Genomic DNA, 13329 nt, shown 5'->3' with positions numbered 1-13329 from the left:
CTGCGCGGCCGTTTTTTCTCCGGACACTCGCGCACCATGTTCCCGACTACTGCGGCCCGCGCCCTGGGCATCGACTTCGGCACCTCCAACTCCACCGTCGGCTGGTGGCGCCCGGACACCGAACCGCTGATCGCCCTGGAAGACGACAAGATCACCCTGCCCTCGGTGATCTTCTTCAACGTCGAGGAACGCCGCCCGGTGTACGGCCGCCTGGCCCTGCACGAATACCTGGAAGGCTACGAAGGCCGCCTGATGCGCTCGCTGAAAAGCCTGCTGGGTTCCTCGCTGCTGAAAAGCGAGACCACCGTGCTGGGCAGCGCCATGCCGTTCAAGGACCTGCTGGGGCTGTTCATCGGCGAGCTGAAGAAGCGCGCCGAAGCGGTTGCCGGGCGCGAGTTCGAGTCCGTCGTGCTGGGCCGCCCGGTGTTCTTCGTCGACGATGATCCCAAGGCCGACCAGGAAGCCCAGGACACCCTGGTTGCCGTGGCACAGAAACTCGGCTTCAAGGATGTCTCCTTCCAGTACGAACCCCTCGCCGCGGCCTTCGACTACGAGCGCAGCATCGAGCGTGAGGAGCTGGTGCTGATCGTCGACATCGGCGGCGGTACCTCGGACTTCTCGCTGGTGCGCCTGTCGCCCGAGCGCCGCGAAGTGGCCGACCGCCAGGGCGATATCCTCGCTACCGGCGGCGTGCACATCGGCGGCACCGACTTCGACAAGCAGTTGAGCATCCAGGGCGTGATGCCGCTGTTCGGCTACGGCAGCAAGATGAAGAGCGACGCCTTCATGCCGACCAGCTACCACCTCAACCTGGCTACCTGGCACACCATCAACGCGGTGTACGCGCAGAAGTCCCAGCTGGCGCTGCAGAACATGCGCTACGACATCGTCGACGCCACCGGCATCGACCGCCTGTTCAAGCTCATCGAGCAGCGCGCCGGCCACTGGCTGGCGATGCAGGTGGAAGCCAGCAAGATCGAGCTGTCCGACACCGAGCGCCGCGACATCGACCTGATGCGCATCGAGCCGGGGCTGGTCGCCGAGCTGAGCCGTGACCTGTTCGAAGGCGCCATCGCCCCGCTGCTGGAGCGCGTGCGCGGCAGCATCACCAACCTGCTCAATTCGGCCGACGTGGACCCGGCACGCGTGGACACGGTGTTCTTCACCGGCGGCTCCTCCGGCGTACCGGCGCTGCGCCAGAGCGTGGCGGCCATGTTGCCCAACGCCCGACACGTCGACGGCGACCGCTTCGGCGGGATCGGCAACGGCCTGGCCATCGAAGCGATGAAGCGCTACGGCTGAGCGGTCGCGCACTGACGCCGGGGCCGCCATGCGCTAGTGTGGCGGTCATTCCTCCTCCGCGCCGGAGCCCGCCATGCGCCTCTTCCACCTGAGCAGCCTCCTGATGCTTTGCGCCGCCCTTTCGGCCTGCGGCCTCGGCGAAACCGCCGCGACCACGGCCGCCACCGCCAAGCTGCAAGCCCAGCAGGCGCAACAGGCCCAGCAGCAGATCGAGCAGCTCAAGCAGCAGATCGATGCCGCCAACGTGCAGAACCAGCAGCGCCTGGACGAAGCCCTGAAAGAAGCCGAATAAAAGCCTGCCCTGCAGATTTCTTGAACGCCCGATACTGGCCTAGGCTCCAAGTTGTGCGAGAGAGTTGCTCAACCAAGGAGAACACCATGTACAAGCGATCACTGCTGGCGCTCTTGGTACTGGCTTCGGTGGCGGGCTGTGCTTCCACCAAGGTGCAGAACCCGGTCAACTACATCACCTTCCGCGACCAGCCGCTGGTGCGCAATGTCGAAAAGGGGATGAGCCAGGAAGAAGTCCTGAAGATCGGCGGCACGCCGTCGTCGACGCAGAAGCGCCTGATGAAACCGGGCAGCTGCAACAGCTACATCCTCAGCAAGGACGGGCAGCAACAGCCCTTCTACGTGAGCTTCGACGGCAGTGGCCGAGTCGATGGATCGGGCTTCATGACCTGCTCCGAGCTCGACCGACACGAGCGCGACGCCCAGCCGTGACGCCCGCCCGAGCGTGACGACATGCCCTCGCCTGCCGGCGGGGGCTTTTTCGTTCGGCACATCGCCACAGTCCTGCAGGCGGGGATATTCCCGCCATGCGGTGGCCGTCTATCATCCCAGCAGCCACCTGAGGAGCCGACCATGAAATACCGCATCATCGAACTGCCCGCCTTCGACGTGGTGGGCATGGATTTCCGTGGCAGCGCGCCGGGCGACAGCATCGGCCAGTTGTGGCAGCGCTTCCTGCCACGTGAAAAGGAAGTCAGCGCCAGCGCGCAGGACAAGGCCGCCTATGGCGTCTGCACGCAGCTGCCGGGCGGCGAGTTCCACTACATCGCCGGGCTGCCGGTGGAGCCCGGCGCGAACGTGCCCGCGGGCATGACCCGCTACGAGGTTCCTGCGCAGAAGTACGCGGTGTTCACCCACATCGGCCCGGTCACCGCCATCGCCGACAGCTTCCAGGCCATCTACTCCAGCCTGCTGGCCCGTCACGGCCTGGAGCCGAAGAAGGGCGTGGACCTGGAGCGCTACACCGAACGCTTCCTGGGACCGGAAGACCCGGCCTCGGAAACCGACCTGTACGTACCGATCTACTGAGGCGCACCGCGCTCGCATTTTGCTTCTTGTAGGAGCGAGCTTGCTCGCGAACAAACCCCGCTGCGAGGCGGTTCGCGAGCAAGGACTAGGCGTCCCCCTCGCTCCTACAGGCGCCTCCTAATCACTTGCGCGTGGTCGGTGCCTTCGCCGGCTGCTTCATCTGCTGCAGCAGCGCCGCGCACTGGTTATCGTCCTGCTTGCTCGGGGCGATCAGCGCCAGCAGCGCCGCCGCCGGAGCCACCGCCACGCCGAGAGCGACCATCCCTGCGCCACGCGCCGCCAGCGGCAGCACATGCACGCCCGCTTTCGGATTCTTGAAGGTGCCCTGCACATAAAGCGGCGAACGCAGGGAGAAAATGCGCACGCCCTTGCTCTGCGGGGTGATGTCCAGGTCGAGTTGTTCGGTGGCGAAGTTGGCCGTGCCATTCACCGTGATGATGGCGTTCTCGGTATCGAAGGCGAATACCCGCGGCTTGGCCAGACCATTGGTAATGCCCACGTCGGCGGCGGCGCAGTTGATCTTCACCTCGTCATCGCCGAACAGCTTGTTCACCACGTAGTTGCCCACGTTGAGCCCGGCGATCTCCATCAGGCTGCGGCTGATGCGGCCGTCATTGATCAGCAGCTTCATTTCGCCATTGGCGCCGGCCAGGATGGTCGCCACCGAATTGCCGGTGCCGGCAATGGTCGCGTCGCCATTGAGCTCGCCGAAGCTCGACTGCATCGGCGCGAAGCTGGGGAACAACTCCTTGAGCTTGAAGCTGCGCGCCTGCAACTGGACCTTGCTCTGCAGCGGCGTCTTGCCGCCGTCCAGGCGGATGTGCGAATCCAGCGTGCCGCCGGCCACGCCGAAGCGCAGCGGCTCCAGGGTCAGCAGGCCATCGTTGAGCACCAGGTGGGTATAGAGGTCGCTGATCGGCAGCTTGTCGCTGTGCACGATGCGCTTGCCGGTGAACTCCACATCAGCGTCCATGGCGCGCCAGCGGTCGGTGCGGAACTCTTCCACCGGCAATACCTTGTCGGCCGGCTGGCGGGTACTCTGGCCACGCGCCTGCTTCTCCTGGTTCGAGTCGGCGCCGATCAGCGGGCCTAGGTCGGCCATGCGCAACTGGTCCGAGCGCAGCTTGCCGGACAGCTTGGGCCGCGGCTGGCGATTGACGAACACAAGGTCGCCATGCAGGTCGCTGTCGCCGACCTTGCCGTTGAAGTTCTCGTAGTGGAACTGCGCGCCGCCCGAGTCGTGCAGCTCGGCCTTCAGGCGGCCGTCGGTCTCGTAGGCCGGCGTATCGGGCAGGGTCACGCCGGTGAGCGGGAAGAGGTTGGCCATGCTGGTGCCGGCCAGTTGCAGGCGCAAATCCAGCGCGCCAAGGTTCAGCGGATCGGTCAGGGTGCCGACGATGCTCGCGCGGGTGCTCCCGGCGGATACGTCGGCCTGCACCGGGAACGGCTTGGCCGCATCCTGCAACGCCAGCACGCCACCGACCTTGCCCGCGCCCGCGAGCGGCAGGCCCTTGTACTGGCCCTTGAGCTTCCAGCCGAACACGTAGTCCTGGGTGGCCGCCTTGTCGCCGCCGGCCAGCGCCTTGCCCGCCAACTGGCCGAAGGGCACCGGCTTGCCGAGCGGATCCACCAGCAGCTCAAGGCGGGTCTTCAGGCTCTGGTCATCGAGGGTGACGCTGCCCTTGTCGAAGCCGATCTCGCCGATGTCCAGCTTCCACGAGGATTGCTCGGGCATGGCGTTGGGGTCTTCTTCCTTCTTCGGCAGCTCGAAGGTCCAGGTGGCACGGCCGTCGGCCAGGCGCAGCAGGTCGGCGCTGGGGCGGGTGAGGACGATCTGCGGGATGCGCACCGTCTGCCACAACAGCGGCAGCGGGGCGAGGCGGAACTCGACCTTTTCGAGGCTCGCGAAGTTCGGCGCGCGCGTCTTGCCCGCCGCCCAGTCCGGATTGCCCAGGGTAATGTCCTGCGCGCTGAAGTGCGGCCACGGCACGTAGGCGCGCCAGCTGCCCTCCGCAGGTTCCGTGCGCCAGAACACCTGCAGGTCGCCATTGATGGCGAAGGGGCGCCCCAGCTCGGCCGAGACCTTCTCGTTGATGGTCGGCTTCACCCGGTTCCAGTCGAAGGTGGCGATGAACACCACCAGCGCGGCGATCACCGCGATGAAACCGGTGAAGCTCCAGAGGCAGATTCGTTTCCCGCGCGTCATACCTGAACTCCCTGCTGGCCGCGTCGGTGGAAGCAGCGACGTCCCCACGCCGCTGCCGGTAATCATCGGCCGCCTGAGCATGCCGGGCCGGCATTCTCCCTTGGCCTGTTCACTTGGACCAGCATAGCGGTGCGTTGTATCCACCGATTTGCACGCAGAAGGTCCGATGCAGACGCCATGGCGAGAAAACTTAAACTTTCGCCGCCACCGACGACTCACACCCTTGTGACCCGATTTGAGCCGTGCGCCACCGCAGCGCCGGTTTGCCACAAGGAGATGACTGATGAACCAGGCACAACTGACCGACGTCCAGACCCTGCGCCAGCGGGCGCGCCAGAACATCGAGGACGGCGCGGTGACCGAGGGCTACCATGCCGATCGCAAGACCGTGCTGCGTCTGCTCAACGAGTCGCTGGCCACCGAGCTGGTCTGCTACCTGCGCTACAAACGCCACTACTTCATGGCCACGGGCCTGAAGGCGAGCGTCGCCGCGGCGGAATTCCTCGAGCATGCCACCCAGGAACTGCAACATGCCGACCTGCTGGCAGAGCGCATCATGCAACTGGGCGGCGAACCGGACTTCAACCCGGCCGGCCTGACCGAGCGCTCCCACGCCGAGTATGTGGCCGGCAAGAATCTGCGCGAGATGATCACCGAGAACCTGGTCGCCGAACGCATCGCCGTCGACAGCTACCGCGAGATCGTGGTCTACCTGGGCGATGACGACCCGACCACGCGCCGCCTGTTCGAGGAGATCCTCGCCCAGGAAGAAGAACACGCCGACGACATGGCGGACCTCCTCCAGGACCTGAAATAACCAATCCCCCCACCGCTGTCATCGATACCCGGCTCCAGCCGGGTATCGTGGGCGCTGCCCTCCCGCTGAGCGTAAAGCCCCGTTCCAGAGCCTCGCCAGCAGATATCGCCCCGAATATATCGATTAATCAGATACTAACAATCCCACCGATACCGCCAATCGAAAGCATTGATAGAAGTCAATTCTCAAAATCAACTATATGATTTTAAACAACTTATTCAACAATCATCGACATCGATAGCGACTATCTTCCAGCATCGTTTTCCAATCGATAATCCAGAACAGATACTGAGTCCGTGTCCAACGAACTCCCCCACTCTTTCTGGAGCCGCATCATGAAACGCACCCTCGTACTTGGCTTTGCCCTCTCCGTACTTGCTGCCAATGCCGCTTTCGCCGGCTCCCAGCAGGAATCCCCGGTCATCAACGCCAGCCAGACCCAGGTTCTGGTCCAGGACGGCGCAGAGCGCACCCTGGATCAACAACAGAAACAACTGGACGCTGCCAAGGCCCGTATCGCCGAAAACGGCTCGAGCCAGTCGGTCGATCGCCTGATCCAGAAAATGAACGTCGCCGAGAACGGCTCCAGCCAGACCGTCGACCGCCTGCACAAGCAACTGGGCGTCGCTGAAAACGGTTCGAGCAAAACCATCGACCGTCTGCACAGCGAGATGAGCGTTGCCGAAAACGGTTCGAGCAAGTCGRTTGACCGCCTGCACCAGCAGATGAACGTCGCCGAGAACGGCTCCAGCCAGACCGTCGAYCGCCTGCACAAGCAACTGGGTGTCGCTGAAAACGGTTCGAGCAAAACCATCGACCGTCTGCACAGCGAGATGAACGTGGCCGAGAACGGCTCCGAGCACACCGTCGACCAGCTGCACAGCAACATGGTTGCCGAGTCGGGTGGCGACACCGTCTTCAATGCCCACCTGAAGGCGTAAGTCTCCAGGCAGTACACCGCAAGGTGAGAGAAAAGCCCGGCCCCGCCGGGCTTTCTTATCGCTCCAGGGCCGCAAAGGCACGCCATCGATACCAGGCCACCCGTGATTTGTAACGGCGTCTTGCCTGAAACCTCCTTTGAAACACCTTAAAGCACCGCCCTAGAGCGGTTTTTGTCGTTCCATCATTGGCGGCGATAGTTGAAATTAGCCGGCTAAATAATCGACATCACTGATGCTCTGTATCACCCGGCATCGTTTTTAAATCGATTTATCCGAAGGGAAAATAACCCCGTAGCCAAAACAAACCGCCCCCTTTCGGAGCCACCCAACATGAAAACCAAGATCGCCCTCAGCCTTGCACTCACCTCCCTGATGACCGCCAGCGCCGTCTTCGCCGCCCCGGCCATCCTCAACAACGGCCCGCGCAGCACGCACCAACTCCAGCAGCAGAGCGCCGAAGCCCGCGTCGCCGATAATGGCTCCGAGCGCACCATCGACCGCCTGCACAAACAGATGGACGACGCCCGCGTTGCCGACAACGGTTCCGAGCGCACCATCGACCGCCTGCACAAGCARATGGACGACGCCCGCGTTGCCGACAACGGTTCCGAGCGCACCATCGACCGCCTGCACAAGCAGATGGACGACGCCCGCGTTGCCGAGAATGGCTCCGAGCACACCATCGACAAGCTGCACAGCAACATGGTCGCCGAATCGGGTGGTGACACCGTGTTCGATGCCCACCTGAAGCGTGTTTCCTGATTGATGCGAAATACGCCGAACAGGCGAAAGAAAAGCCCGGCATCTGCCGGGCTTTCTCATTTCCAGGGTCTCGATCCGGCGGCTTATCAGCTCTTCGAATCGGCGCCGTCCGGCTCGCCATCGGAGCGGCCGATGCTGGCCGGTGCTTCCACCACCAGCTCTTCCGGCACTTCCTCGACACGCGGGTCCAGCGCTGCAGCCATCGGGCTGACGGTGTCGGGCATGGCCACGTGATGCAACGGCGCCTCGTCGACACGGTGCACGCCGGTGACACGCTTGGGCTGCACCCAGAAGATCAGGATCAGCGCATAGGCTGACACCAGCATGTAGAACATGCCCGGGCCGAAGTGGCGCATCATCGCGCCGGCGAACAGCGGGCCGATACAGGCGCCAACGCCGTAGGTGGTCAGCAGCATCGCCGAGAGAGCCACGCGGCGCGACTGCTCGACGTGGTCGTTGCCCAAGGCCACTGCCAGCGGATAAAGCGTGAACAGCAGCATGCCGGTGACAAAACCGTTGGCCAGCAACAGCGTGTACGGCAACTCGATCAACCCCCACATCGGCACCGCAGCCAGGCACAGCAGCAAGGCATTGGCGCGGATCAGCCAACTGCGGTTCATCCGGTCGGACAACCAGCCCAAAGGCCACTGCGCGCAGAAACCGGCGACGATGCACATGCCGACGAACAGGCTCGCCTGCGAGGTGTCCAGACCGTTGCGCGCCGCATACACCGGCGCCAGGCCGTAGAAGGCGCCGACCATCAGGCCGGCGACGAAGATGGTGCCCAGCGATTGCGGCACGCGCTTCCAGAAGAAACCGATCTCCAGCGGCGCCGCTACCAGCTTGGCCGGGTGGACGCGGCGGGTCAGAGCCAGCGGGATCAGGCACGAGGAGAAGCAGATGGCGACCAGCAGCAGCGGCTTGTAATCCAGCACCGGGCTCAGCGCCAGCAAGCCCTGGCCGACAACGAGGCCGGCATCCACCGCCACCATGTAGCCAGCGAACACCTTGCCGCGCTGGTGTCCCTCGGCCTGCTCGTTGAGCCAGCTCTCGATCACCATGTACTGGTTCATCATCACCGCGCCCATCACGAAGCGCAGGACAATCCACACCTCCAGCTGCGAGACCAGCGCGTGGATCAGCACGATCACCGTCGCCATGCCCGCACAGGCGACGTACGAACGAATGTGGCCGAAGCCGGCGATCAGCTTGTGGCCGAACTTGCCGCCGCAGACCAGGCCGAAATAGTAAGCCGCCATCAGGCCACCAACCCACAGGTCGCTGACGCCCTCCTGGGTCAGGCGCAGGCCCATGTAGGTGGTGAACAGGCCGGAGCCGGCAAGCATCAACAGCGTGGCAGTGTAGAGCGCAGGAAAGGTGACGAGCGGGCTGAACATGGCGAGTCCGGCAGGCAAATGGGATGAAAGGGTGCGGCGACGAAAAAACCGTCCCGATATCGGACAGTGCTGGCGCAACAAAGATCACAGGTTTTACGAAGCCGCGCATTATGGTGATCCAACACCACGTCGGCTATCAGACCTCGCGCCTTCAGTTGCATGAAACCATACCGTCGCAGGATCGATCCTAAGCAGTATGTACCCGGAGAATCGCCATGCTGCTCCAGGATCTCAAGCCCTTCCTGCTCTACTGCACCCTGATCAACTACGCCATCCTGCTGGCCTGGTTCTTCGCCTTCAGCCTCGCCCACGACGTTGTCTACCGCCTGCACTCACGCTGGTTCGACCTGCCGGTGGATAAATTCGACGCCATTCATTACGGCGGCATGGCGGTCTACAAGATCGGCGTCCTGCTGTTCAACCTGGCGCCGCTGCTGGCGCTGTGCATGCTTTCCTGAATCGATGCGCCACCACTGCGACATCATGACCGCCGATCAGAAAGCAACTTGTTGAAATTTATTGGAAATAATCAGGTCGTAGGGTGCACGCAGTTTTCAGGAGAACTCACCGTGCACCACACAACGCGCAGCCTGCGAAAGACCCTTGACGCCGTCGCCAGCAACAACGAGGCCACGGCCCTGGAGGTCATGCGGGCGGTCGAACAGGTCCAGGACGACCTGCTCCGGCAGAAACTGCTCAAGGCCATCCATCATCTCAATCAGGACGCCGCCGAGTTGCGCGCCCTGCGCGAAGAAGTCGCCTCGCCGCTTTCCCGCCGCGCCTGATCCGGATCAGGCGCCGGCCGGCACCGTGGGCCGGCGATGAATCCAGATGCGCTTGAGCACCGTGGCGAACTGCGCCGACAAGCGGCCGCTGTTGTAGGTCTGGCCGTAGCGCGCAGCGATTTCGCGGACCTCCCGCGATAGTGCCGCATAACGCCGCGCGGGCAGGTCCGGATAGAGGTGGTGCTCGATCTGGTGGCTGAGGTTGCCGGTCATGATGTGGAAGATCGGCCCGCCTTCCAGGTTGCTCGACCCGCGCAGCTGGCGCAGATACCAGTGGCCGCGCGTCTCGTCCTGCAGTACCTCGGGCGGGAACACCGCGGCCTTCTCGGTGAAGTGGCCGCAGAAGATCACGGTGAAGGTCCACAGGTTGCGCATCAGGTTGGCGACGACGTTGCCCAGCAGCACCGCGCCGAAGGCGCCGGTGAACAGGCCGAGCAGCGGGAACACGACGTAGTCCTTTACCCACTGGCGCCCGACCTTGGCATTGAACTGGCGCAGCAGCGGGCGCAGTTCTTCCTTGCTCATCCGTCCCTTCACGTACTTGTCCAGGCGCAGGTGCTGAACCGCCACGGCGTACTGGAACAGCAGCGCCTGGAGAGTCACCCACAGCGGCTGCCAGCGGTAGAAGGGTTTCCACCTCTGCTCCGGGAACAGCCGTACCACGCCGTAACCGACGTCGTCGTCCATGCCCAGCACATTGGTGTAGGTGTGGTGCACATGGTTGTGCGTGTGCCGCCAGAAATCCGCGGGGCCGACGATGTCCCACTCGTAGTGCTGGCCGGAGAATTCCGGGTCGTTCATCCAATCGTACTGGCCATGCATGACGTTATGGCCCAGCTCCATGTTCTCCAGGATCTTGCCCAGCCCGAGCAGCAAGGTGCCCAGCAGCCAGGTCGGCGGGAACCAGCCGGCCATCAGCAGCACGCGGCCGCTCCAGCAGCACAGGCGCACCGCGGCGCGGATGCGCCGGATGTAGCGGGCGTCTTTCTCGCCCAGGTCGTGCAGGGTGCGCTGGCGCAGGGCGTCCAGTTCGGCACCGAAGGCCGCCAGCTCGGCGGCAGTGAGGTTGCGGTCTTCGCGCATCGTTGGCTGTCCTGATTCAGAGATCGACCGTCAGATCGCCCTGGGGCGCGCTGACGCAGATACGGATGGGCTGGCCCGGCTCGCTGAACAGCTCGCCGCTGCGCAGGTCACGCACGCAACCGCTGACCAGGGTGCAGGTGCAACGGGTACAGACGCCCTGGCGGCAGCCATGCACCGGGCGCAGGCCGCTGGCTTCGGCCTGCTCCAGCAGGTTGCGATGGCTGTCGCCGGTCACCTGCAGCGCGCTGCGGGCAAAATGCAGGCTCACCGCCTTCGCCGGCTCGCTTGCGCTCCAGGCCGGAGGGCTGAAGCTTTCCACCTGCAGGCTGGGGCTGATCGCGCCCAGCGCCTGGCGCACGCTTTCGACGAACCCGCCGGGACCGCACACCAGCACATGGCGGCCATCCAGATCGGCAACGTGATCGCGCTGGAAGCGGCCGGCCAGCTCGCCTTCCAGCGCAGCATCGCGGCTCAGCGCCCAGCGCAGCTCGAGGTTCGGATACTGTCGCGCCAGTGCTTCCAGCCCGGCGACGAAAGCCTTCTGGCCGCGCTCGCGCACGTAATGCAAAAGCGTCACTGGCCCGTTGTAGCCACGTGCCAGTGCCTCGCGCAGCAGGCCGAGCAACGGCGTCAGCCCGCTCCCCGCCGCCAGCAGCAGTACGCCCTGCCCGTCGACCGGCCAGCTCAGGTCGCCGCCCGGCTGTCCCAGCTCCAGCACATCGCCAACGCACAACTGCTGCAGCAGGAAGGAAGATACCCGGCCGCCCGGCTGCAGCTTCACGGCGAACTCCAGGCAGCCATCTGCGGCGATGCGCGTCAGGCTGTAGCTGCGGCTGTGTCGCACGCCGTCGCGCTCGACGAACAACTGCAGGTGCTGGCCCGGGCGTGCACCGCGCCAGTGCGCATTGGGGCGCAGGCGCAGTTCGAGCATGTCATCGGCCACCCACTGCCGCGCCTCGACCCGCGCGAACACCCGCTGCAACGACCAGCCGCGGTTGCAGGCGCGCAGCAACGCGTCGACGTCCGACTCGCGCAGCCACTGGCCGCGCACCAGGGCGCGCAGCGGCGACAGCAGCGGTGAGACAAGACGCAGGCCAGCGAAGGGAAGCAGGGACATGGATGGATACCGAACAGTAAACAGGTGTTCACTTAAAATCTCACGCGTAAGAGTTTTCAGTCAACACTTGTTCACTATTTCGCTCAGAACTTGCCCCGCCACGACCGGCATTTGTTAGAGTGCCTGCGCCCTCACCATGGATAGCCGTATGTCCACTCCCCGCGCCGAACAGAAGCAGCAGACCCGCCTGGCCCTGATGGATGCCGCGCGCAGCCTGATGGACAGCGGTCGCGGTTTCGGCAGCCTGAGCCTGCGGGAAGTGGCGAAGACGGCTGGGATTGTCCCAGCGGGGTTCTACCGGCATTTCACCGACATGGACCAGCTCGGCCTTGCCTTGGTCGCCGATGTCGACGAAACCTTCCGCGAGACCCTGCGCGTGGTGCGCCACAACGAATTCGAGCTGGGCGGAGTGATCGAGGCCTCGGTGCGCATCTTCCTCGATGCCGTCACCGCCAATCGCACCCAGTTCCTCTTCCTCGCCCGCGAGCAGTACGGTGGTTCGCACCCGATCCGCCAGGCAGTCGGCGCCCTGCGCCAGCGCATCACCGACGACCTCGCCGCCGATCTGGCATTGCTCAACAAGCTGCCACACCTGGGTGCGCAGGACATCGATGTGATCGCCGACCTGGTGGTGAAGACGGTATTCGCCACCCTGCCCGAGCTGATCGACCCGCCGGCCGACTCGCTGCCCACGCACCTCTCGCCCCAGGCCAAGATCACCCAGCAGCTGCGCTTCATCATGATCGGCGCCAAGCACTGGACCGGGATCGGCTCGCGGCCCTGAATCGCCCGCACACGCACATCGTTTACCTGTCGGAGCGAGGGGACGCCCAGTTCTTGCTCACGAATCGCTCCACGGCGGAATTTGTTCGCGAGCAGGCTCGCTCCCACAAAGATACGCTTCGCCCTGTATTGGTGCGCACTGTTTTCGTGCGCACCATCATCGAGCGCCCACACCATTCCTGATCGATCGGACAACCACTGCAACCCGCGCCAGTGCTGACGTTGGCTCACGCTGGCAAGCCCCTTGCTGTAGCTCGATCATTGCTGCTGCCGGACACTGTCATGCTGGTCATCCACCAACGAACCGAACCCCGCGAACACTGGGACGCCGAGCTGCGCCTGAATTACGAGGCGCGCAGCAAGAGCCGCCTGCGCTGCTTCAGCATCACCGGTGAAGACGTCGGCCTGTTCCTCGAACGAGGGCAGCCGCCGCTGGCGGATGGCGAATTCCTGCTGGCCAACGATGGCCGGGTGGTACGTGTCTGCGCGGCCCCCGAAAAGCTGCTGCACGTCACCTGCGCCAACCCTCGCGAACTGAATCGCGCGGCCTATCACCTGGGCAATCGCCACGTCGCCCTGCAGGTCGGCGACGGCTGGCTGCGCCTGCTCGACGACTATGTGCTCAAGGCCATGCTCGACCAGCTCGGCGCCACGGTAGAAGCCATCGAGGCGCCGTTCCAGCCGGAGCACGGAGCCTATGGTGGCGGCCATCATCACTCGCACCATGGCGAAGAGCAGTTCAACTACGCGCCGAAGTTGCATCAGTTCGGAGTTCGCTTGTGATGTTTCGGCGCGGGGCTTTCTCCCTCACCCCAG

General features: G+C 64.3%; 15 protein-coding genes. 11 read left to right on the top strand and 4 right to left on the bottom strand.

Annotated elements, in window-relative coordinates:
• Positions 1–36 precede the first annotated feature (36 nt).
• The 4 genes from A6723_RS02245 to A6723_RS02230 all read left to right on the top strand — a co-directional run bounded on the left by A6723_RS02245 (position 37) and on the right by A6723_RS02230 (position 2622).
• Positions 37–1302: an Hsp70 family protein gene (locus tag A6723_RS02245; protein WP_054906408.1), complete on the top strand. Its 1266-nt coding sequence runs from the start codon at positions 37–39 to the stop codon at positions 1300–1302.
• 73 nt (positions 1303–1375) lie between these two features.
• Entirely contained in the window at positions 1376–1594 is a 219-nt protein-coding gene (locus A6723_RS02240; protein WP_064979548.1) for a hypothetical protein, read from the top strand.
• 86 nt (positions 1595–1680) lie between these two features.
• Entirely contained in the window at positions 1681–2025 is a 345-nt protein-coding gene (osmE, locus tag A6723_RS02235) for an osmotically-inducible lipoprotein OsmE (RefSeq protein ID WP_017518219.1), read from the top strand.
• 141 nt (positions 2026–2166) lie between these two features.
• Positions 2167–2622: a GyrI-like domain-containing protein gene (locus A6723_RS02230; protein WP_054906407.1), complete on the top strand. Its 456-nt coding sequence runs from the start codon at positions 2167–2169 to the stop codon at positions 2620–2622.
• A gap of 121 nt (positions 2623–2743) precedes the next feature.
• On the opposite strand, the gene A6723_RS02225 is transcribed toward A6723_RS02230, so the two are convergent.
• The gene (locus tag A6723_RS02225) at positions 2744–4828 is read right to left on the bottom strand and encodes an AsmA family protein (RefSeq protein WP_054906406.1); all 2085 of its coding nucleotides are present in this window, start codon (positions 4826–4828) and stop codon (positions 2744–2746) included.
• Between the two features lie 283 nt (positions 4829–5111).
• Between A6723_RS02225 and A6723_RS02220 the strand changes: the two genes are divergently transcribed.
• The 3 genes from A6723_RS02220 (at position 5112) to A6723_RS02210 (ending at position 7348) form a co-directional block, all read left to right on the top strand.
• Complete coding sequence (locus A6723_RS02220) at positions 5112–5645, top strand: bacterioferritin (protein ID WP_024766344.1); 534 nt, start codon at positions 5112–5114, stop codon at positions 5643–5645.
• Positions 5646–5980: 335 nt separating this feature from the next.
• A complete protein-coding gene (locus tag A6723_RS02215) occupies positions 5981–6586 on the top strand; it encodes a hypothetical protein (RefSeq protein ID WP_064979547.1) in 606 nt (201 codons plus the stop codon).
• Positions 6587–6916: 330 nt separating this feature from the next.
• A complete protein-coding gene (locus A6723_RS02210; RefSeq protein WP_054906405.1) occupies positions 6917–7348 on the top strand; it encodes a hypothetical protein in 432 nt (143 codons plus the stop codon).
• An 86-nt stretch (positions 7349–7434) separates the two neighbouring features.
• On the opposite strand, the gene A6723_RS02205 is transcribed toward A6723_RS02210, so the two are convergent.
• On the bottom strand, positions 7435–8745 hold the full coding sequence (locus A6723_RS02205) for an MFS transporter (RefSeq protein WP_054906404.1): 1311 nt from the start codon (positions 8743–8745) through the stop codon (positions 7435–7437).
• 215 nt (positions 8746–8960) lie between these two features.
• Here A6723_RS02205 and A6723_RS02200 point away from each other — a divergent pair, with 215 nt between their 5' ends.
• Both A6723_RS02200 and A6723_RS02195 read left to right on the top strand, forming a co-directional pair.
• Positions 8961–9203: a DUF6868 family protein gene (locus A6723_RS02200; protein ID WP_064979546.1), complete on the top strand. Its 243-nt coding sequence runs from the start codon at positions 8961–8963 to the stop codon at positions 9201–9203.
• A 111-nt stretch (positions 9204–9314) separates the two neighbouring features.
• Positions 9315–9530, top strand: a complete 216-nt coding sequence (locus A6723_RS02195; protein WP_054906403.1) for a hypothetical protein — start codon at positions 9315–9317, stop codon at positions 9528–9530.
• 6 nt (positions 9531–9536) lie between these two features.
• On the opposite strand, the gene A6723_RS02190 is transcribed toward A6723_RS02195, so the two are convergent.
• Both A6723_RS02190 and A6723_RS02185 read right to left on the bottom strand, forming a co-directional pair.
• Positions 9537–10637, bottom strand: a complete 1101-nt coding sequence (locus A6723_RS02190; RefSeq protein WP_371914038.1) for a fatty acid desaturase — start codon at positions 10635–10637, stop codon at positions 9537–9539.
• Positions 10630–11730, bottom strand: a complete 1101-nt coding sequence (locus A6723_RS02185; protein ID WP_054906401.1) for a ferredoxin reductase — start codon at positions 11728–11730, stop codon at positions 10630–10632. The genes A6723_RS02190 and A6723_RS02185 overlap by 8 nt, the downstream gene beginning before the upstream one ends.
• 148 nt (positions 11731–11878) lie before the next feature.
• Here A6723_RS02185 and A6723_RS02180 point away from each other — a divergent pair, with 148 nt between their 5' ends.
• Together A6723_RS02180 and ureE are read left to right on the top strand one after the other, a co-directional pair.
• Positions 11879–12514, top strand: a complete 636-nt coding sequence (locus tag A6723_RS02180) for a TetR family transcriptional regulator (protein WP_054906400.1) — start codon at positions 11879–11881, stop codon at positions 12512–12514.
• Positions 12515–12795: 281 nt separating this feature from the next.
• Positions 12796–13296 (top strand): urease accessory protein UreE, encoded by a 501-nt coding sequence (gene ureE / locus A6723_RS02175; RefSeq protein WP_054906399.1) that lies wholly within the window; start codon positions 12796–12798, stop codon positions 13294–13296.
• Positions 13297–13329: the final 33 nt, after the last annotated feature.

The organism is Pseudomonas sp. AU11447 (assembly GCF_001672555.2).
Taxonomy (GTDB): Bacteria; Pseudomonadota; Gammaproteobacteria; order Pseudomonadales; family Pseudomonadaceae; genus Pseudomonas; species Pseudomonas nitroreducens.
Note: the sequence above shows the minus strand (reverse complement) of the source record. Positions and strands in the feature narration are given on the sequence as shown.

What these genes read in the sequence shown, in the direction of transcription:
- A6723_RS02245 (WP_054906408.1), top strand. Translation starts at nt 37, where the DNA reads ATGTTCCCGACTACTGCGGCCCGCGCCCTGGGCATCGACTTCGGCACC.
- A6723_RS02240 (WP_064979548.1), top strand. Translation starts at nt 1,376, where the DNA reads ATGCGCCTCTTCCACCTGAGCAGCCTCCTGATGCTTTGCGCCGCCCTT.
- osmE (WP_017518219.1), top strand. Translation starts at nt 1,681, where the DNA reads ATGTACAAGCGATCACTGCTGGCGCTCTTGGTACTGGCTTCGGTGGCG.
- A6723_RS02230 (WP_054906407.1), top strand. Translation starts at nt 2,167, where the DNA reads ATGAAATACCGCATCATCGAACTGCCCGCCTTCGACGTGGTGGGCATG.
- A6723_RS02225 (WP_054906406.1), bottom strand. Translation starts at nt 4,828, where the DNA reads ATGACGCGCGGGAAACGAATCTGCCTCTGGAGCTTCACCGGTTTCATC.
- A6723_RS02220 (WP_024766344.1), top strand. Translation starts at nt 5,112, where the DNA reads ATGAACCAGGCACAACTGACCGACGTCCAGACCCTGCGCCAGCGGGCG.
- A6723_RS02205 (WP_054906404.1), bottom strand. Translation starts at nt 8,745, where the DNA reads ATGTTCAGCCCGCTCGTCACCTTTCCTGCGCTCTACACTGCCACGCTG.
- A6723_RS02200 (WP_064979546.1), top strand. Translation starts at nt 8,961, where the DNA reads ATGCTGCTCCAGGATCTCAAGCCCTTCCTGCTCTACTGCACCCTGATC.
- A6723_RS02185 (WP_054906401.1), bottom strand. Translation starts at nt 11,730, where the DNA reads ATGTCCCTGCTTCCCTTCGCTGGCCTGCGTCTTGTCTCACCGCTGCTG.
- A6723_RS02180 (WP_054906400.1), top strand. Translation starts at nt 11,879, where the DNA reads ATGTCCACTCCCCGCGCCGAACAGAAGCAGCAGACCCGCCTGGCCCTG.
- ureE (WP_054906399.1), top strand. Translation starts at nt 12,796, where the DNA reads ATGCTGGTCATCCACCAACGAACCGAACCCCGCGAACACTGGGACGCC.